Genomic DNA, 19,148 nt, shown 5'->3' on the forward strand with positions numbered 1-19,148 from the left:
TCAATTCGCCGCTTGCAGTGCCCGTTGGCGCTGCAGGCGCCGGGTCAGCATCGCGAACGTCACGGCAAGTACGCCACACAAGCTGATGACCATCGCCATCGGCATGGCCGTGCCATCGTGCAACACACCGACCAGTGATGCCGCGCCGGCTGCCACACTAAACTGAATACAACCGAGCAACGCCGACGCGCTGCCCGCTCGTGCGCCCTGCCCGCTCATGGCGCAGGCCGACGTGTTGGGCAGAATGCAGCCCAAGCTCGCGATGCAGATAAACAGCGGCACCAGCAACGGCCACAAGGCGTCAGTGCGCAGCGCAGTAATTGCCAGCAACGCCAGGCCCGCCGCCAGGTAGACCCACACCGTGCGCGACAGCAAAAATGCCGGGCCGCGCGCGGCCAGCAGGCGCGCATTCACCTGTGCAACCAGGATGAAGCCCGCGGCGTTGGAGCCAAATACCCAGCCATAGTGCTCGGCGGGCACGCCATAGAGTTTGATAAAGACGAAAGGCGAGCCCGCAATGTAGGCAAACATGCCGGCAATCGAGATGCCACCGGTCAAGGCGTAGCCCAGGTACACCCGGTCCGACAACAACCGGCCGTACTGGCGCAGTGCACCCGACAACGGCTGACGCGGTTGATGGGCGGGAAAACTTTCCGGCAAGCCGACCGCCACCGCGATGGCCGCCATCACGCTGAACACCGTCAGCGCGAGGAAGATCGACTGCCAGCCCCATAGGCCAACCATCACCCCGCCCGCCAGCGGCGCAAGGATCGGCGCCAACCCGGTGACCAGCATCAGTTGGGAAAACACCTTGGCCGAGCCCACCGCGTCGCACTTATCGCTGACCACCGCCCGGGAGATCACCATGCCCGCGCAACCGCCCAGGGCCTGGACGAAACGCGCGCCGATCAGCCATTCAAGGGACGGCGCGTACGCACAGGCGAAGGACGCCAGGGTAAACAGGGTGACGCCGCTCAGCAGCGGCCCGCGCCGGCCAAAACGGTCCGCCAGCGGACCATAGATCAACTGCCCGATCGCCAGGCCCGTGAAATACACGGCCAAGGTCAGCTGAATATGTTTTTCGTCGGTGCCGAATGCCACGGCCATGGCCGGAAAACCCGGCAGATAGAAGTCGATGGCCAACGGCGCGAACGCGCTCAAGGCCCCCAAAATCAGGATTATACGAAGGTTCATCAGGCACCCAGGAGAGTCGGCAGCCCGATAGTCTAGCCGGGCATGGGTGCCTTGAACATTAAGTTAGCTCGCTAACTATTCAAAAAGTCAGGCGAGCTTGACGCTGTAGCCTTCTTCGCTGATCAGGTTGATAACCTCCGCCGGCGACAGCAGGTTACTTTCCACAGCGACTTCCTTTGCCGCAAGGTCGACGCGCACGCTCGCCGCCGGGTCCTTATCCTGCACCGCCTGGGTGACCGAGCGAACACAGTGGCCGCAGGTCATTCCTTCAACGCTGAATACTTGCATGACATGACTCCTTTGATGAGGTTGCCCGCAGTTTTGACCTTGCCACGATGGCAAGGTCAAGTTCTGAAAACATCGGCCGGGCTGGCATTCATTCGCGCCCTCGGCCAAGCTGCACCTATCCACGATGTGAACCTCGGAGAATTCGCCATGCGCTGGTCGTTTTTTGGCCTTGTCAGCCTGATGGGCTTGTTTGCTGCTGTGCCACCGGCCAGTGCTGATCAGGATTATGCGGTGCTGATTATTTCCCGGGAGCGCCTCGAAGTGCCGACCAACTGCGAAATTGGTTTGTACATTCAGGACCAGTTGGCCGGGCGACTGTTCCAGGAGCAGGCCACCTCCTTCAACTTGCCGGCCGGGAATGTATCGCTGCGCCTGAAGTTGTTGCCGGGGCAGTCGCCGGGCTGCTTGCCGGGCATGCTCGCGCCACCCGCACAAAACATCACATTGAAGGCGGGTGATGTACGCAAGTTGCGTATCGCGCAAGGGCCGGACGGGATGTACCTGAAGCCGGCGGCACTGGAGTACTAAGCCCCGAAAACCTGTAGGAGCGAGCTTGCTCGCGAAAAACCTGAGAGCGCCGCGTTCATTCAGGATCGGCGCGTTATGGTTCACGACCTTCGCGAGCAAGCTCGCTCCTACAGTAAAAAGCGCCTTGACCTTCCCCACAGGTCAAGGTTGATCCTGTGGGCAATCTCTCTGGAGTACTGCCCATGAACGGATCCACCACCTTCGACCTGCCGATCAGCGGCATGACCTGCGCCAGTTGCGCCGGGCGGGTTGAGCGGGCACTGGGCAAAGTGCCCGGGGTGCAAAGCGTCAGCGTCAACCTGGCCAACGAACGCGCCCACATTGAAGTGCTCGGCCAAATGGACCCCGCCGTCCTGATCGCCGCCGTCGACAAGGCCGGCTACACCGCCACCCTGCCCCAAAGCGAAACCGCCACCCATGCCAGCCAGGAACAACGCCTGAGTCATGAGCGCTGGTCGCTGCTGCTGGCGATCCTGCTCGCCGCGCCGTTGGTGCTGCCGATGCTGGTGCAACCGTTCGGCCTGCACTGGATGCTGCCGGCCTGGGTTCAGTTCGCCCTGGCCACCCCGGTGCAATTCATCTTCGGTGCGCGCTTCTATATCGCCGCCTGGAAAGCCGTGCGCGCCGGGGCCGGCAATATGGACCTGCTGGTGGCCATCGGTACCAGCGCCGGCTACGGCCTGAGTATCTATGAATGGCTCACCGCATCCGCCGGTACCATGCCCCATCTGTACTTCGAAGCCTCGGCGGTGGTGATCGCCCTGGTGCTGCTGGGCAAATACCTGGAAAGCCGCGCCAAACGCCAGACCGCCAGCGCCATCCGCGCCCTGGAAGCCTTGCGCCCGGAACGGGCGATTCAAGTGATCGATGGCCGCGAGCAAGACGTTGCCATCACCGCCCTCAAGCTGAACGACCTGGTGCTGGTCAAACCCGGCGAACGCTTCCCGGTGGACGGCGAAGTGGTCGAAGGTCAAAGCCACGCCGACGAAGCACTGATCAGCGGTGAAAGCCTGCCAGTGCCCAAGCAACCGGGCGACGCGGTCACCGGCGGCGCCATCAACGGCGAAGGCCGGCTGCTGGTGCGTACCCTGGCCCTCGGGGCAGAGAGCGTATTGGCGCGGATCATCCGCCTGGTGGAAGACGCCCAGGCCGCCAAGGCCCCGATCCAGAAACTGGTGGATAAAGTCAGCCAGGTGTTCGTGCCGGTGGTATTGGTACTTGCGCTGGCCACACTGGTCGGCTGGTGGTTGTATGGCGCACCGCTGGAAGTCGCACTGATCAATGCCGTCACCGTATTGGTGATCGCCTGCCCTTGCGCCCTTGGGCTGGCCACACCCACAGCCATCATGGCCGGCACGGGCGTTGCCGCCCGCCACGGGATTCTGATCAAGGACGCCGAAGCCCTGGAGCGCGCCCATGAAGTCAGCGCCGTGGTGTTCGACAAGACCGGCACCCTGACCTCCGGCGCACCAAAAATTGCGCACCTGGCAGCCGTCGATGGCAATGAAGCAGCCCTGCTGCAACAGGCCGGTGCGCTGCAACGCGGCAGCGAACACCCGCTGGCCAAGGCGGTGCTGGATGCCTGCGCCGAACAAGGCTTGAACGTGGCCGATGTCAGCGCCAGCCAGTCCCTCACCGGGCGCGGCATCGCGGGCACTCTCGACGGTCGGCAACTGGCGCTGGGCAACCGTCGCCTGCTGGAAGAAACCGGCTTGAGCACCGGCGACCTCGCCGACTCGGCCAGCGCCTGGGAGGCCGAGGGCCGCACCTTGTCCTGGCTGATCGAGCAAGGTCCGCAGCCTCGTGTGCTGGGCCTGTTTGCCTTCGGCGACACCCTCAAACCGGGCGCCCTGCAAGCGATACAAGCGCTCAAGGCGCGGCATATCAGCAGCCATCTGTTGACCGGCGATAACCGTGGCAGCGCCCGCGTGGTCGCCGAAGCCCTTGGCATCGATGACGTGCACGCCGAAGTACTGCCCGCCGACAAGGCCGCCACCGTCGCCAAGCTGAAAAAGACCGGCGTGGTGGCGATGGTCGGCGATGGCATCAACGACGCACCGGCCCTGGCCGCAGCCGACATCGGCATCGCCATGGGCGGCGGCACCGACGTGGCCATGCACGCGGCCGGCATCACGCTGATGCGCGGCGACCCACGGCTGGTGCCGGCAGCCCTGGAAATCAGCCGCAAAACCTATGCGAAAATTCGTCAGAATCTGTTCTGGGCCTTTGTGTATAACTTGATCGGTATTCCGCTGGCCGCGTTCGGCCTGCTTAACCCGGTGATGGCCGGTGCGGCCATGGCCCTGTCCAGCGTCAGCGTGGTGAGCAACGCGTTGCTGTTGAAAACCTGGAAACCCAAGGATCTGGAGGACGAGCGTCCATGAACATCGGCCAAGCAGCACGCCAAAGCGGCCTGAGCGCCAAGATGATTCGTTATTACGAGTCCATCGGTTTGTTGAAAGCCGCCCATCGCACTGACAGCGGCTACCGCATTTATGGCGCCGATGACATGCACACCCTGGCGTTTATCAAGCGTTCGCGGGACTTGGGGTTTTCCCTGGAGGAAGTCGGCAAGCTGCTGACCCTCTGGCAGGACCGAGGGCGCGCGAGTGCCGACGTCAAGGCGCTGGCCCGCCAGCATATCGATGAGCTGAACCAGAAGATCCGTGAGTTGGGGCAGTTGCGCGATACGTTGCAGGACTTGGTGGAGCACTGCCAGGGCGACCACCGGCCGGATTGCCCGATTCTCAAAGAATTGGCGTCGGGCAGTTGCTGCGCCTGACCCAGTATAACCAGGCACACGCAGAACCAAATGTGGGAGCGGGCTTGCTCGCGAAAGCGGTGGATCAGTCAACACGTGTATTGACTGACACTCCGCATTCGCGAGCAAGCCCGCTCCCACATTAGATCTCCACCAAACCGATGGACCGCCGTTGGATCACTGCATCCAAGGCGGCGGTGGAGGCTCCTCCGATGCTTTGCTCGGTGGCGCATCGTCTGCCGCGCGAATCGCCTGGCGACGCTCTTCATCGAGCCGCGCCGCTTCGATCTCGCGGATAACACCGCCCACGTCAGCCAACTCTTCCGGCTCGTCGAACTCGCCGGTCAAGACGCTGGCCGGGTGCAGAGTGCCGGCTTCGTACAGCGCCCACATCTCCTTGGCGTACTTGGTCTTCTTCAATTCCGGGGCAAAGCGCCCGAAATAGGAAGCCATGTTGCCCACATCCCGTTCCAGCATGGTGAACGCGTGGTTGTTGCCCGCCGCATCCACCGCCTGAGGCAAGTCGATGATCACCGGGCCCGTTGGCGTCAGCAGCACGTTGAACTCGGAAAGGTCACCGTGCACCAAGCCAGTACACAACATCAGCACGATCTGGGTAATCAGGAAGGCGTGGTATTCGCGGGCCTGGTCCGGTTCCAGCGTCACGTCATTCAAACGTGGCGCCGCATCGCCGTATTCATCGGCCACCAGTTCCATCAGCAGTACGCCTTCGAGGAAGTCGTACGGCTTGGGCACGCGAACGCCCGCACCGGCCAGACGAAACAGCGCCGCTACCTCGGCGTTCTGCCAGGCGTCTTCGGTTTCTTTCTTGCCGAATTTGGAGCCCTTGGCCATGGCCCGGGCCTGGCGGCTGTTGCGGACCTTGCGGCCTTCCTGGTATTCGGACGCCTGACGAAAACTTCGTTTATTCGCCTCCTTGTAGACCTTGGCGCAACGTAACTCGTTGCCACAGCGCACCACGTAAACAGCTGCTTCTTTACCACTCATGAGTGGGCGCAGCACCTCGTCGACCAGACCGTCCTCGATCAGGGGTTCAATGCGTTTAGGAGTCTTCATCAGCTTTTATTGTGGGTCCTTTATTACCAAACACGCGTATGGCACTCGTTATACGGCAATCCTCTCGCCGCGGGGAGAGGGTACCGACCTTTGACCGCTTAAGAATGCATCCAATATGCCAGATTAATCTGCAATCCCCTGTAGGAGCGAGCTTGCTCGCGAAAACCTGCAGGCGCCGCGTTGATTCAGGGTGCAAGCGTCATCGTTAACAACCTTCGCGAGCAAGCTCGCTCCTACAAAGGTTGTTGTTCATCAATAGTACAACTCAGCGCTCAATAATCGCAGTGACGCCCTGGCCCCCGGCGGCGCAGATCGAGATCAGCCCCCGGCCCTTGCCGGCCGCGTCCAGCAGCTTGGCCAGGTTGGCGACGATACGCCCGCCGGTGGCGGCAAACGGATGACCGGCGGCCAATGAGCTGCCCTTGACGTTCAAGCGGCTGCGGTCAATGGTGCCCAGCGGCGCATCCAACCCCAGGTGGGTCTTGCAGTATTGCGGGTCTTCCCAGGCCTTCAGTGTGCACAACACTTGGGCAGCGAAGGCTTCGTGAATCTCGTAGTAATCGAAGTCCTGCAGCGTCAGGCCATTCCTGGCCAGCAAGCGCGGCACGGCATATACCGGTGCCATCAGCAGGCCTTCGGCGCCGTTGACGAAATCCACCGCCGCCGCTTCCCCATCACGCAGGTAAGCGAGGATCGGCAAACCGCGCTCCTTGGCCCAGGCTTCACTGCCCAGTAGCACCAACGAGGCGCCGTCGGTCAGCGGCGTCGAGTTGCCGGCGGTGAGGGTACCTTTTTCGCTGCGTTCGAAGGCGGGCTTGAGGCTGGCGAGCTTTTCCAGGGTCAGGTCGGGCCGCAGGTTGTTGTCGCGGGTCAGGCCGAGAAAGGGCGTGAGTAAATCGTTGTGCCAGCCTTCGGCGTAGGACGCGGCCATTTTCTGATGGCTTTCAAGCGCCAACTGATCCTGCTCGGCGCGGGGAATCTGCCACGTTTGCGCCATCAACTCGCAATGCTGACCCATGGACAAACCCGTGCGCGGTTCGCCATTGCGCGGCAGCTCTGGCTTAAGGTGATGGGGACGAAGTTGTAACAGGACTTTTAATTTATCCGCCATGGATTTGCTGCGATTGGCTTGCAGCAAAATTTTGCGCAGGCCCTCATTCACCCCGATCGGCGCGTCGGACGTGGTGTCGACGCCGCCGGCAATCCCGCATTCGATCTGCCCCAGGGCAATCTTGTTCGCCACCAGCAACGCCGCTTCCAGCCCCGTGCCGCAGGCCTGCTGAATATCGTAGGCCGGGGTTTGCGGCGACAGGCGCGAGCCCAGCACGCACTCGCGGGTCAGGTTGAAGTCCCGGGAATGCTTGAGCACAGCGCCAGCGGCCACCTCGCCAATGCGCAGGCCGTGCAGGTTGTAGCGTTCGATCAGGCCTTCCAGGGCTGCGGTCAACATCGCCTGGTTACTCGCCGTGGCATAAGGGCCATTGGAACGGGCGAAGGGGATGCGGTTACCGCCAATGATCGCTACACGGCGCAATTGAGTCATGGAAAGCTCCCTGAAGGTTGTGGGGTGAGTCTGTGAGACTAGCCTAGGCTCAATCGAACGACTTTCACCTCTTGATGGTCCACCGTTTGAACCCCAGCACTCGGAGAGCGTTCCATGTCTGACCGTTATATCGACTTCGCCAACTCAAGCCTCGGCCATCGCCTGGTCGCCGCCATTGGCCTGCCGTCACCGGTACGCCTGGAACGCTGGCAGGCTGGGCGCCTGCGCCCGGTAGAAGGTGCGCTGCTGATCGGCGGCGGCGCGCTGGCGGCGAAAATCCTGCCGTTCGCCAACAAGCTGACCGACGCTATCTATAGCTACGGCACCGAACCGTCGACGGCAACCACCTGGATTCCAGGCCATGGGCCCAAGCTAAAAGCCGTGGTGTTCGACGCCAGCCAATTGCAGCACACCGATCAACTCAAGCAACTGCGGGAATTCTTCCAGCCGCTGATGAAAAATCTCGATCACAGCGCGCACCTGGTGATCCTTGGCCGCGCACCGGAAAGCCTCAGCGACCCGTTCGCTGCCAGTGCCCAGCGCGCCCTTGAAGGCTTCAGCCGCTCGTTGGCGAAAGAGCTGCGCAGCGGTGGCGTCCTGCAGTTGCTGTATGTGGGCGACGGGGCCGAAGACCAGTTGGAAGGTGCGCTGCGGTTTTTCCTCTCACCCAAAAGTGCCTATATCTGCGGCCAAGTGATTCGCTTGAATGCCTGCGCGACTCAGGTCGAGGATTGGACCCGCCCTCTCGCCGGGCGCAAGGCACTGGTAACCGGTGCTGCCCGTGGCATCGGCGCCTCGATCGCCGAAACCCTGGCCCGTGACGGTGCCGAGGTAATTCTGCTGGACGTGCCTACCGCCAAGGCCGACCTCGACGCCCTCGCCGCGCGCCTGGGCGCACGCAGCATCGCCCTGGATATCTGCGCCGAAGACGCCGCAACCCAGTTGATCGAACACCTGCCCGACGGCATCGACATCGTGGTGCACAACGCCGGGATCACCCGCGATAAAACCCTGGCCAACATGACACCCGAATATTGGGACGCGGTATTGGCGGTCAACCTCAACGCCCCGCAAGTGCTGACCAAGGCGCTGCTGGACAGCGGCACTCTGCACGACAACGGCCGCGTAGTGCTGCTGGCGTCCATCAGCGGCATCGCCGGCAATCGTGGGCAAACCAATTACGCCGCAAGCAAGGCCGGGTTGATCGGCCTGGCGCAAGCCTGGGCGCCGTTATTGGGGGAACGCGGGATCAGCATCAACGCCGTGGCCCCAGGCTTTATCGAAACCCAGATGACTGCGCATATTCCCTTCGCCTTGCGCGAGGCCGGGCGACGCATGAGTTCGCTGGGCCAAGGCGGCTTGCCCCAGGATGTCGCCGAAGCGGTGGCCTGGCTCGGTCAACCGGGCTCGGGCGCGGTCAGCGGGCAGGCGCTGCGGGTGTGTGGGCAAAGTCTATTGGGAGCGTAAGCATGCAGTGGCACACATTAGGCAGCACCCCTTTTCTGCCGCCGCTGTATTGGCGCGCGACCCTCAAGCGCAAGATCACCGGTACTACATTGCCCGAGCAAGGGTTGCGCTGTCGGGTCAGCGTGAATCCCAAGGATGTGGCGGCTTATCGCAAGGTCTGCGGGTTTGCCGACAGCCCGGTGCTGCCGGCAACCTATCCACATATCCTCGCGTTCGGCTTGCAGATGCAATTGCTCACCGGCAAGGACTTCCCCTTCCCGCTGTTGGGGCTGATCCACCTGAGCAACCGTATCCGCATCCTGCGCCCGTTGGGCGGTGTGAGTGACCTGATGGTGGGCGTATACGCGCAAAATTTGCAGCCCCATGCCAAAGGGGCGACCTTCGATATCGTCACCACGGTCGAAGATTCACTGGGGCCGCTGTGGGAAGCCGAAAGCCGAATGCTCTGTCGCGGCGTGAAACTTGATGGCGTTGCGGCGGATAACACGCTGCAAACGCCTACCAGCATTAGCGAGTTGACCCGCTGGAAAGCCCCCGCCGATATCGGCCGCCGCTACGCCCGGGTATCCGGCGACTACAACCCGATTCACCTGAGCGCCCTCACCGCCAAGTTGTTCGGCTTCCCCCAGGCGATCGCCCATGGGCTGTGGAACAAGGCACGCACACTGGCCGCCCTGGGTGAGCATTTGCCTGCGGCCAATATCGAGATAGACGTCGAGTTTAAAAAGCCGGTGCGTTTGCCCAGCGAAGTGATTTTATTGGCAAGTGCCGCCGGTTCCAGCGGTGAATTGCAACTAAAGGGCGCCGGGGATATTGAACATATGATTGGCCGCTGGCGGCCGATCGCCTGATTAATTGTATATATACACCCTAAGTTATAGCGGGCTATTGATAGCCCGATAAGTTTATTAACCCCATGATTTTAAACGCCTGCGATTTTCTATACCTTCCTTCCTTACACCCTTGGTATTAGTCACTAAGCGGGCCATTCCTGCGTGTATATAAATCGTTAATACCAAGTTGAGCGTTGCGAGAAAAAGTGCCCGGGTCTGTTATAGCCACAACGGACGAATGTATCGCTGCCCATAGAAACAGCGAACTTCGATAACAACAAAGGCTGTACCAGGTGCAAGGATCTCAATCATGAAAACTCAAGTCGTGTTGTGGAAAGCAAGTACCGCGCTGGCCCTGATTCTGGCAGTAAGCCTCGGAGGCTGCAGCAGCGGTGGTGGTGGTCATCACAGTAGCGTCGCCGCTTCGTCTCCGGATGCTGGTAGCGGTAGCGGTACTGGTGGCGGCACAGGTGGAGGTACAGGTGGCGGCACTGGCGGTGGCACCGGTGGAGGTACAGGTGGCGGCACTGGCGGTGGCACCGGTGGAGGTACAGGCGGCGGCACTGGTGGTGGCACCGGAGGTACCGGCGGTACAGGTTCGACTACCCCCCTGATCACCGGCCAGATAGTGGGTGCCGTCGGAGGTGTCGTTGGTAACGTAGGAACCGCAGTAGGTGACCTGGGTACAACCCTGACCACCATCCCGATTGTAGGCACCACCGCTGGCGGCCTGGTTACCGCTACGGGTACTGCCGTCAACAGCATCGGCAGCGGCCTGACCAACGGCCTGGGTACCCTGGGCACCAATAGCAATGCCTTGGGTACCACCGTCGCCGGCGTGGCCGATGGCGTTGCCGACCTGGGCACCGGCGTGTCCAACACCGGCAAGTCGTTGGGCACCACGTTGGGCGGCATCCCCGTAGTCGGCGGTTTAACCGGCGGTGTGGGCGGTGCGGCAGGCGGCCTGGTTGATAAGGTCGGCCAAGCCGTGACCATGCTCGGCGACACCTTGAGCACGGCCAGCACCACCGGGCCACTGGGCAGCGTGACCAATACCGTTGGTAAAAGCGTACTGGTGCCAGTGGTATCCCTGCTGGAAAACACCACCGGTAACCTCGGGAATAAAACAGGCCTGGGCAACCCGGTCGGTGGCGTACTGGATAAAGTCGGCTCCACTGTCACCGGCCTTGGCGGCCAGGTGGCCAGTGCTGGCGGCGCAGGCAACCCTCTCGGGACCCTCGTGGGTGGCGTGCTGACGGGCGTTGGCACCACCCTTGATAAGTCGAGCGGCTATGTCAACCCGGCAACCACTACCCCGCAATCGGGCCTGCCTGAACTCATCGGCGGCATCATCGCCAACGTCGGCAACGGCCTGAATGCCGGCAACACCAACGGCACCATCAGTGCAACTGGCGTAACAGGTGGCCAAGTGGGCACCACCGTCGCGTCCCTCGGTACCCTCATTGGTGGCAATGGCGTGGCCAATACCGCCGCCAGTGCTCCAATCGGTGGCTTGGCGACCAACGTCGGCGCAGCACTCAACCCAGTGACCTCGGGCGTTGCCAGCCTGACGCAAAACATCGGCACCAGCACCGGTATCGGCGCGCCGGTGAACGGTCTGGTCACTCAGGTCGGCGGTGCGGTCAGCAGCCTGGGCACCAACTTGACGGCGGCCAATGCCAACCCGATCACTAACGCCGTGGGCGGTACCCTCAATGCAGTCGGCAGCACCGTGGGCTCGGTGGGTGGCTTGGTAACCGGCGGCACCAGCAGTAGCGGTGGCGGTTTGCTCGGCGGCTTGAGCCTGGGTGGCAGCGCCTCCGCCGGAGGCACCACAAACACAAGCGGCGGACTGGGCGGTTTGCTAGGCGGGTTGACCGGCAAAAAATAGAATTGCACCTGGCCATTAGACGGCCTCCCCTCCAGCGCCTACGCTTGGTTGAGACGAGAGATTCCAATGAGTCTCTCGTCTTTTTTATGGGCCAGTGACTGGCCCTCCCGAACCGTGCTCAGAACCCGGCGGGAACCCGCGAAACGCTGCTGCAGTTTGACCATGGAGTGTCCTATGCGCGCCTTGACGCCTTTGTTTCTGCTCACCCTCATTGCTTCCAGTGTCCACGCCGAGACCTTGCCCAGTTTCCTCAACAGCAACGACACGATTCGCAACCTGCCGGTGCCCAACCTCCCCGCCGATGCCTACCGCCCGGTCACGCCACAAACCCAGTTACCGGAGCCTGCAGCCACCCAGGGCCAGCCGCTGCTGATGGACACCAAAGTGACCATCCGCAAGCTGCAAATCGACGGAGGCACGATCTACCCACTCAAGGATGTGGCCCAGGTTTTCGAGCCGCTGATTGGTCATGAAACCACCGTCGCACAACTGATCGAAGCCACCCGCGGCATCACCCGCCGCTACCAGCAGGACGGCTACCTGTTGTCCTACGCCTACCTGCCCGACCAGCGCTTCGAAAACGGCCTGGTGCACGTGGTACTGGTGGAGGGCTACATCAAGGACTACAACGTGCAGGGCGACATTGGTTCAGTCTCGGCCTACGTCGACAAACTGGCGACCAAGCTGCTGGCCGAGCGCCCACTGACCCGCAAGACCTTCGAACGCTACACCACGTTGATGGGGCGTATTCCGGGTGTGACGTTGCAGGCGCAAGTGCCGCCGCCGGGCACCACCGATGGCGGCACGCATATGCAGATCCAGGCCAGCCGCAAGCCATTCACCACCAGCATGAGCCTGGAGGAAGACAACCGCAGCGGGACGCAGGCGCTGCTGGCCGCCACCAGCAACTCCCAGACCTCGATGGGCGAGCAGTTGAGCCTCAGCGGACTGTTTCCGCCGGGCAAGGACGACGAGCATTACTACCGTCTGGGCTACAGCCAGTTCATCAATGCCGAGGGCAGCCAACTGGTACTCAACGCCGAACGTTACCGCGCCGATCCCAACAGCAACGTGCAACTGAACGATGGCTTTGAACTCAAGCCGCACCAGGCGATTGACCGCTATTCCATCGGCCTGTCTCACCCGTTGATTGCCTCGCCTACCGAGTCGTTGACCCTCGGCACGCGCCTTTATGCCGTGGACCAGACCACCCGCTACCAACTGGTGGGCTACCCGCAACGCTTCGAGGTAGAAACCGACCTGCGGGCCCTCGCGTTCGAAGGCGACTGGCGCAAGTCAGACGACCGCCAACTGCGGATTCTCAGTGCCGGCCTCTACCAGGGCATCAATGGCCTGGGTGCCCGCACCCACAGTGATATCGAAGGCACGCAGCCGGATCTTGAGTTCTTCCGCCTGCGTCTGTCGGGGGTCCAGAGCAACAAGTTCTTCGACCACTGGCAAGGCGTGGCATCGGGCGCCTTCTACTGGAGCAACGACACCCTGCCCGACAGCGAACGCGCGACGTTCGGCGGGCAGAATTTCGGGCGTGGTTACCCGGATGACCAGGGCTCGGGCGACAAGGGGTGGGGCGTGGCGTATGAGGTCAACTACAGCTTTAACCGCAGCGGCGAGTGGGTAAAAATCCTGCAGCCGTATGTGGTGCTGGACAAGGCCAAGACCTGGTTCAACGAATTGCCCATCAAGGGCAACAACATGTCATCGGCAGCCGTGGGCCTGCGCTTCGGAGATAACAAGTACTACAACATTGCACTGGAAGCGGCCAAGCCAATGTCAGACATCGCCCTGGACAGCTTCAATCGGCGGCCGCGGTATACGCTGAGTTTCAGCTACCAACTCTGAACCCAGTGGGAGCGGGCTTGCTCGCGAAAGCGGTGGATCAGTCAGCCCATCAGGTGCCTGACACTCCGCCTTCGCGAGCAAGCCCGCTCCCACACAAGCCCGCTCCTACATGAGCCTGACTTTCGGGATGGGGAATAGATTGTTGAGGGTGTCGATCAACCGCACCAGATAGATCGGCTTGCGAAACAGGTCCAGCACCTGCAAGCGCAGCATGTCACTCACATCGTCCATCTCGGCATGGCCGGACATGACGATCACCGGCAAGTGCTGGCGAGCGGTGTGTTCGCGCAGGCGCCTGATCAAGGAAATACCACTTTCCTCGGGCATTCGCAGGTCGGTGATCACCAGGGCGATATCGGGATGCAGGGTCAGCTCTTGCAAAGCAAAGGTGACCGAGGTGGCGGTAAAACAGACAAAGCCCTCATTCTCCAGCGACTCGGCCAGTTCAATGAGGGCGTCCTCTTCGTCGTCCACCAAAAGGATTTGTTGCCGGGGAGACAAAGAGGAGTTCATGGTGAAATGCCTGATGCGCAATAGATCATTCAGCGGAACCTGCAGGTGTTTTGCGCAAGTACCAGAGTCAGGTATGAATGGCGGCCTGTATCGAAGTAAAGACGCCTGTCACCGCGGTCCGGATGGGTGTAATAAAGGCAGCTAGCGCCACAGCAACCATCGCTGCAACCAGTGCGTACTCGATACCTGACGCTCCTTCTCTTGAGTAGAAAAAAATCTGGACTTTGATGAAACCCATACGAACAAGATCAAGGAACATAATGACTTCTCCTTTGCGCCCATGGCGCCGGTATCGCGGCACTACAAAATGATTTCGGTGTGCCACTAAAGCATTGTCAACAAACCCCATACCAACAACTGTAAGAACTGATTAATCACAAAGTATTAGTCGGCAGGCTGGCGCCAAAAAACCAACTTTTGCAGAGGATCTGGATATATTTCTTGCCCAGTAATGGCATTTCGTCCTAGCTGAACTACCTTCAAATAGCGAAATAGTTAGATGTTCGAAGCGATCCGAATGCGTAGGTATTAGTAGGAAAGAGCAGTGGATGCAGCAGGAAAAGGAGAGCCTTCATGAACAGTCGCATTAGCTTGATTCTCGCCGGGCTGCTCTTGGTAGGCGCGCTGATTGCTGGCTATTGGGGTCTGGTACTCAGCCGCCCTACTCCCGTCGCACCGCCTGTGCCCCAATCACCTGAAGTTGTGCAGCCCGTCACCGAAGACCAGACACGCCAACCCGTGGTGGTGCTGGCCCATGATGTTGCACCCTTTGTTGCACTCACCGCCGCCGACCTGACCCTGGAAAGACTGCGCACGGCTCCCGCCGGCAGCCTGACCAGCCTCGACCAGGCCGTGGGCAAGACCCCTTGGCGGCCGCTGGCGGCCGGTACCTGGCTGACTGAGGAAAGCTTCAACTCCGGCGGCACCCTGGCGCGGATGATCCGCCCCAACGAGCGCGCCCTTGCCGTCGCCGTGGATGAGGTGATCGGTGCCGGCGGGCAACTGACCCCGGGCGACTATGTGGACGTGCTGCTCTTTTTGCGCCAGGAAGCCAGCAACCCGCAGCAGTCGGCACAAGTCATCGTGCCGGCCTTGCGCCTGCTCGGCGTCGGCGACCAATTGGGGCTGACCAACGATGGCAAGCCAGGCTCTGTACCACCGACCACCGCGGACGAAAAACTCAAAGCACAGCAGGGTCGTGCCAGCGCACGCACGGTAGTCCTGGCCGTACCGGAGCAGCTCATGAGCCGGCTGATGCTCGCCACCCAATCCGGCGTATTGCGCCTGGCCGTACGCAGTGCTGACGAACAACTGCTGAGCCAGTACTGGGCCGGTGAAACGGAGTCAGCAATCAACCTGGAAAATGCCAAGCGCGATCTCTATCAATTCAACCAACTGTCATTCAGCCAAGCCCCCGCCAACGGCTACGGCCCGACCCCGGCCAATGGTGCTTCAAAACGCTCGGGGGTCGAGGTGATACGCGGCAACCAGGTGACTCAACAAACGCCCTGAAAGAGCTAAGGATGCCTTGAATGAGCAGTCGTTCCGTGTGGTTTTTTTCGCGAGTATTCGGGGCCCTTTTCACCCTGAGCGTGCCCGTAGAGGTGGCCCTGGCAGCGTCTGGCAATTGCGCAGGTTTAGGCCAACTGCCGGCGGTGCTGGAGGTGGGCGAAGGCACTCAAAAGGCCATTCAATCGCCGGTAGCGATCACGCGGCTGGCCATTGGCGATCCGAAAGTGGCCGATGTGCAGGTCAATGGCAACCAGGCGTTCCTGCTCACCGGCATCGCCCCTGGCACCACCAGCCTGATGGTCTGGACGGCCTGTTCCACCAGCCCGCGCCAGAGCATGGTGTTCGTTCAAGGCAAGGCCACCTCGGCACTGACCAGCCTGGCTCTGTCACCGTCCGATGACCCGAGCTTGCCCAGCCAGGTGCAAACCGACATTCGCTTTGTAGAAGTCAGCCGCACCAAGCTCAAGGAGGCCAGTACTTCGATCTTTGGCGGTACGCGCAACTTTTTGTTCGGCAGCCCCGGTACGAGCGCAGGCACCCTGCCGCTGGACAACGGCAGCTTCAATATCGGCTTCGGTAGCGGCAGGTTCGGGGCGTTGATCAACGCCCTGGAACGCAGTGGCTTTGCCTATACCCTGGCCCGTCCCAGCCTGGTCGCCATGAGCGGGCAAAGCGCGACATTCCTGGCCGGTGGTGAAGTGCCCATCCCGGTGCCCAGCACGGGCAGCAACACCATCTCCATCGAGTACAAGGAGTTTGGTATTCGCCTGACGCTGACCCCCACCGTCATCGACCGTAATCGAATCTCCCTCAAGGTCGCGCCGGAAGTCAGCGAGCTGGACTACTCCAACGCCGTGCAAATCCAAGGCGTCGCCGTGCCGGCACTGACAGTGCGTCGCACAGACACCAGCGTATCCCTGGCCGATGGCGAAAGCTTCGTCATCAGTGGCCTGATCAGCACCAACAATCGCTCCACCATCAGCAAGCTCCCCGGCCTTGGCGACATACCAGTGCTCGGTGCGTTCTTCCGTGATTCCAATATCAGCCGCGAGGAAAAAGAGCTGCTGATGATCGTCACCCCGCACCTGGTGCAGCCACTGACAGCGAATGCCCAATTGCCTTCATTGCCCGGGGAAACGCTGCGCAGCTACGACCCGAACTGGTACCGCCTGTTCTTCCTGGAAAACGGTAATTTCGACCGCCGCACAGGACTGTCCCAATGAGTGAAAGCCTGAGCCAGACATTTTTGGCAATCACCCGCAACACCACGGATCTGGAATGGCTCCAGGGCGCGCTCGCGCCCCTCGGGCAAGTGGTCAGCGCCGGCGCCGGCAGCCTCGACGAGCTGTTGGCGCTGGTGGACGTGACGTTCGCCAACCTGGTGTTTATCGGCCTGGATCGTGAACACGTGACCACCCAGTGCGCGCTGATCGAAGGCGCCCTGGAAGCCAAGCCCATGCTCGCCATCGTGGCCTTGGGCGACGGCATGGACAATCAACTCGTGCTGAACGCGATGCGTGCCGGCGCACGGGATTTTGTGGCGTACGGCTCACGTTCCAGTGAAGTCGCCGGCCTGGTTCGCCGCCTGAGTAAACGCTTGCCGGCGGTTGCCAACAATGCCCACTTGGGCGGGCTGACCGTGCTCTACGGCACCCAAGGCAACGCCGACGGCGCGCTGATCGCCAGCCACCTGGCGCTGGTGGTGCAAAAAAGCGGGCAGCAAACGTTGCTGCTCGACCTGGGCCTGCCGCTCGCAGACAGCCTGGCGCTGCTGGGGCTGGAAAGCTCTTTTCATTTCGGCGACGCCCTGCGCCACCTGCGTCGCCTGGACTCAACCCTGATCAACAGCGCCTTCACCTCGGCCGAAGCAGGCCTGCGCATCCTCGCCTATCACAATAACGACGAGCCGCTGGACCGTACCAGTGCCGCTGAGCTGTACATGCTGCTCAGCGCCCTGCGCCAGCACTTCCAGCACATCGTGGTGAACCTGACCGGGCAACCCGACAGTGAAGCCTTGCGCACCTTTGTCAGCCACTGCGACAAACTGCTGTGGTGCACCGACCAAAGCGTGCCGGACTGCCGCCGTAACCTGGCGGTACTTAACCTGTGGCGAGAAAAAGGCATGAAACTGGACCATGCCCGCCTGCTGGTAGACCGCTACCTGAAAGGTGCCGCCCCGGACTCCGAGGCCCTTGGCAAAAGCTTCGGGCTGGAAGTGATCGCTGTATTGCCCTGGAGCCCGGAAATTCGCCTGAGTGCCAAAAACCAGGCCCAGACCCTGTTCGCCCTGGCCCCGCGGGAAAGCCTGACGCAAGCATTGCGTAGCTTGGGTGAGCGCCTGGCAAAACGCTCCGAAGGTCTGGAAAAACCCACCACCAACTGGCTTAACCGCCTTCTGGGGACCAAATGAACGGCGAGAAGCTATTTGGTGTTCCCGCGCGCGGCGGCGTCGGCAATACCGATCACGACGGCCTGAAACTGGTGCTGCATCGCTACATCATCGATGCCATCGAAGACTCGGGGAAAAACCTGCTGGAAGGCACACGCCAATCCCTCGCGCAATTTGTGATCGACAAGGTGGCCGAATACATCACGCGCATGCACCTGGCGATTTCCCGCTATGAAATGGAGCGCCTGGCCGAAGAGATCGTTGATGAACTGACCGGTTTCGGCCCGCTGGAAGTGCTGCTGCGCGACCCCACGGTCACCGAGATTCTGGTCAACGGCCCGCACCGGGTATTCGTCGAGCGCGATGGCCTGCTGCAGCAGAGTGATTTGCGCTTCATTGACGACCACCATGTCGAACGGGTCATGCAGCGAATCCTCGCGCCCCTGGGGCGGCGGCTGGATGAGTCGTCGCCGATGGTTGATGCGCGCCTGCCGGATGGCAGCCGGGTCAACGCAATCATCCCGCCGATTGCCCTGGATGGGCCCTGCCTGTCGATTCGGAAGTTTCGCAAAGACATGCTTAAAAGCAGCGACCTGGTGGCCATGCAAACCATCGACCAGGCCATTTTCGAGTTCTTCCAGGAGGCCGTCGGCAAACGCTGCAACATCCTTATCAGTGGCGGTACCGGCACCGGTAAAACTACGCTGCTGAACATCCTCAGCCAATTGATCAACCCTCGCGAACGCTTGGTCACCATCGAAGACGTGGCCGAGTTGCAACTGGGCCATCCCCACGTCGTACGCCTGGAAACCCGCCCGCCCAACGCCGAGGGGCATGGTGAGGTGAAAGCCAGTGACCTGATCCGCAACGCCCTGCGGATGCGGCCCGACCGGATCATCCTCGGCGAGATTCGGGGCGTCGAAGTCATCGACGTGTTGACCGCCATGAACACCGGCCACGACGGCTCGATGAGTACCGTGCACGCCAACAACGCCCAGGATGCCTTGCTGCGCCTGGAAACCCTGGTGGGCCTGACCGGGCGAGTCGTGGCGGAAAAAACCCTGCGACAAATGATCTGCGCGGCCCTGGACGTAGTGATCCAACTGACGCGCCTGCCCGATGGCCGCCGCTGTGTCAGCGAGGTGGTGGAAGTGGTAGGCATACGCGAGGACGTGTACGTCATCAACACCCTGTTTCGCCACGACAAGCGCAGCGGCTTTGGCTTCCTGCGGGAGGCCGTCAACCCGGCCGGTGACAAGCTGCGCCACGAAGGCCACCTGCCGGTGTAGGAG

General features: G+C 61.6%; 18 protein-coding genes. 12 read left to right on the forward strand and 6 right to left on the reverse strand.

The genetic code is table 11. The features are described from left to right. Both CEC48_RS16410 and CEC48_RS16415 read right to left on the reverse strand, forming a co-directional pair. Positions 1-1,194: a multidrug effflux MFS transporter gene (locus CEC48_RS16410; protein ID WP_088424689.1), complete on the reverse strand. Its 1,194-nt coding sequence runs from the start codon at positions 1,192-1,194 to the stop codon at positions 1-3. Between the two features lie 87 nt (positions 1,195-1,281). Beyond that, positions 1,282-1,482 (reverse strand): heavy-metal-associated domain-containing protein, encoded by a 201-nt coding sequence (locus tag CEC48_RS16415; RefSeq protein ID WP_088424690.1) that lies wholly within the window; start codon positions 1,480-1,482, stop codon positions 1,282-1,284. 147 nt (positions 1,483-1,629) lie between these two features. On the opposite strand from CEC48_RS16415, the gene CEC48_RS16420 reads away from it, so the two are divergent. The 3 genes from CEC48_RS16420 (at position 1,630) to cueR (ending at position 4,792) form a co-directional block, all read left to right on the forward strand. After that, positions 1,630-2,010 carry a hypothetical protein gene (locus CEC48_RS16420; protein ID WP_088424691.1) on the forward strand — a complete coding sequence of 127 codons (381 nt, stop codon included), beginning with the start codon at positions 1,630-1,632 and terminating at the stop codon, positions 2,008-2,010. A gap of 182 nt (positions 2,011-2,192) precedes the next feature. Further along, the gene (locus tag CEC48_RS16425) at positions 2,193-4,394 is read left to right on the forward strand and encodes a cation-translocating P-type ATPase (RefSeq protein WP_088424692.1); all 2,202 of its coding nucleotides are present in this window, start codon (positions 2,193-2,195) and stop codon (positions 4,392-4,394) included. Continuing rightward, a complete protein-coding gene (cueR, locus tag CEC48_RS16430; protein WP_088424693.1) occupies positions 4,391-4,792 on the forward strand; it encodes a Cu(I)-responsive transcriptional regulator in 402 nt (133 codons plus the stop codon). The genes CEC48_RS16425 and cueR overlap by 4 nt, the downstream gene beginning before the upstream one ends. A 156-nt stretch (positions 4,793-4,948) precedes the next feature. Here the strand turns inward: cueR and CEC48_RS16435 are convergent, their stop codons facing one another. Together CEC48_RS16435 and CEC48_RS16440 are read right to left on the reverse strand one after the other, a co-directional pair. Beyond that, a complete protein-coding gene (locus CEC48_RS16435; protein ID WP_017478460.1) occupies positions 4,949-5,848 on the reverse strand; it encodes a PA4780 family RIO1-like protein kinase in 900 nt (299 codons plus the stop codon). Between the two features lie 265 nt (positions 5,849-6,113). Beyond that, positions 6,114-7,391, reverse strand: coding sequence for an acetyl-CoA C-acetyltransferase (locus CEC48_RS16440; protein WP_088424694.1), 1,278 nt, complete (start codon positions 7,389-7,391; stop codon positions 6,114-6,116). Positions 7,392-7,505: 114 nt separating this feature from the next. Between CEC48_RS16440 and CEC48_RS16445 the strand changes: the two genes are divergently transcribed. The 5 genes from CEC48_RS16445 to CEC48_RS16465 all read left to right on the forward strand — a co-directional run bounded on the left by CEC48_RS16445 (position 7,506) and on the right by CEC48_RS16465 (position 13,442). Next, entirely contained in the window at positions 7,506-8,858 is a 1,353-nt protein-coding gene (locus CEC48_RS16445) for a 3-oxoacyl-ACP reductase (RefSeq protein WP_088424695.1), read from the forward strand. Between the two features lie 2 nt (positions 8,859-8,860). Next, complete coding sequence (locus CEC48_RS16450) at positions 8,861-9,709, forward strand: MaoC family dehydratase (protein WP_088424696.1); 849 nt, start codon at positions 8,861-8,863, stop codon at positions 9,707-9,709. 416 nt (positions 9,710-10,125) lie between these two features. Continuing rightward, positions 10,126-10,305 (forward strand): hypothetical protein, encoded by a 180-nt coding sequence (locus CEC48_RS31855; protein ID WP_088424697.1) that lies wholly within the window; start codon positions 10,126-10,128, stop codon positions 10,303-10,305. Continuing rightward, on the forward strand, positions 10,305-11,582 hold the full coding sequence (locus tag CEC48_RS16460; protein WP_256579720.1) for a collagen-like triple helix repeat-containing protein: 1,278 nt from the start codon (positions 10,305-10,307) through the stop codon (positions 11,580-11,582). The genes CEC48_RS31855 and CEC48_RS16460 overlap by 1 nt, the downstream gene beginning before the upstream one ends. Positions 11,583-11,756: 174 nt before the next feature. Beyond that, the gene (locus CEC48_RS16465) at positions 11,757-13,442 is read left to right on the forward strand and encodes a ShlB/FhaC/HecB family hemolysin secretion/activation protein (protein ID WP_088424699.1); all 1,686 of its coding nucleotides are present in this window, start codon (positions 11,757-11,759) and stop codon (positions 13,440-13,442) included. Positions 13,443-13,547: 105 nt separating this feature from the next. Here CEC48_RS16465 and CEC48_RS16470 read toward each other — a convergent pair whose 3' ends face one another. Then, the gene (locus CEC48_RS16470; protein ID WP_088424700.1) at positions 13,548-13,955 is read right to left on the reverse strand and encodes a response regulator; all 408 of its coding nucleotides are present in this window, start codon (positions 13,953-13,955) and stop codon (positions 13,548-13,550) included. 67 nt (positions 13,956-14,022) lie between these two features. After that, positions 14,023-14,214 (reverse strand): Flp family type IVb pilin, encoded by a 192-nt coding sequence (locus CEC48_RS16475; protein WP_088424701.1) that lies wholly within the window; start codon positions 14,212-14,214, stop codon positions 14,023-14,025. A gap of 314 nt (positions 14,215-14,528) precedes the next feature. Here CEC48_RS16475 and cpaB point away from each other — a divergent pair, with 314 nt between their 5' ends. The 4 genes from cpaB to CEC48_RS16495 are packed head-to-tail and all read left to right on the forward strand — an operon-like array spanning position 14,529 to position 19,145. Then, positions 14,529-15,467 carry a Flp pilus assembly protein CpaB gene (gene cpaB / locus CEC48_RS16480; RefSeq protein WP_088424702.1) on the forward strand — a complete coding sequence of 313 codons (939 nt, stop codon included), beginning with the start codon at positions 14,529-14,531 and terminating at the stop codon, positions 15,465-15,467. 20 nt (positions 15,468-15,487) lie between these two features. Then, positions 15,488-16,690 (forward strand): type II and III secretion system protein family protein, encoded by a 1,203-nt coding sequence (locus tag CEC48_RS16485; protein ID WP_088424703.1) that lies wholly within the window; start codon positions 15,488-15,490, stop codon positions 16,688-16,690. After that, entirely contained in the window at positions 16,687-17,877 is a 1,191-nt protein-coding gene (locus tag CEC48_RS16490) for a pilus assembly protein (protein WP_088424704.1), read from the forward strand. The genes CEC48_RS16485 and CEC48_RS16490 overlap by 4 nt, the downstream gene beginning before the upstream one ends. Further along, positions 17,874-19,145: a CpaF family protein gene (locus CEC48_RS16495; RefSeq protein ID WP_088424705.1), complete on the forward strand. Its 1,272-nt coding sequence runs from the start codon at positions 17,874-17,876 to the stop codon at positions 19,143-19,145. The genes CEC48_RS16490 and CEC48_RS16495 overlap by 4 nt, the downstream gene beginning before the upstream one ends. Positions 19,146-19,148: the final 3 nt, after the last annotated feature.

It is taken from the genome of Pseudomonas sp. K2I15 (genome assembly GCF_002204795.1).
Classification (GTDB): Bacteria; Pseudomonadota; Gammaproteobacteria; order Pseudomonadales; family Pseudomonadaceae; genus Aquipseudomonas.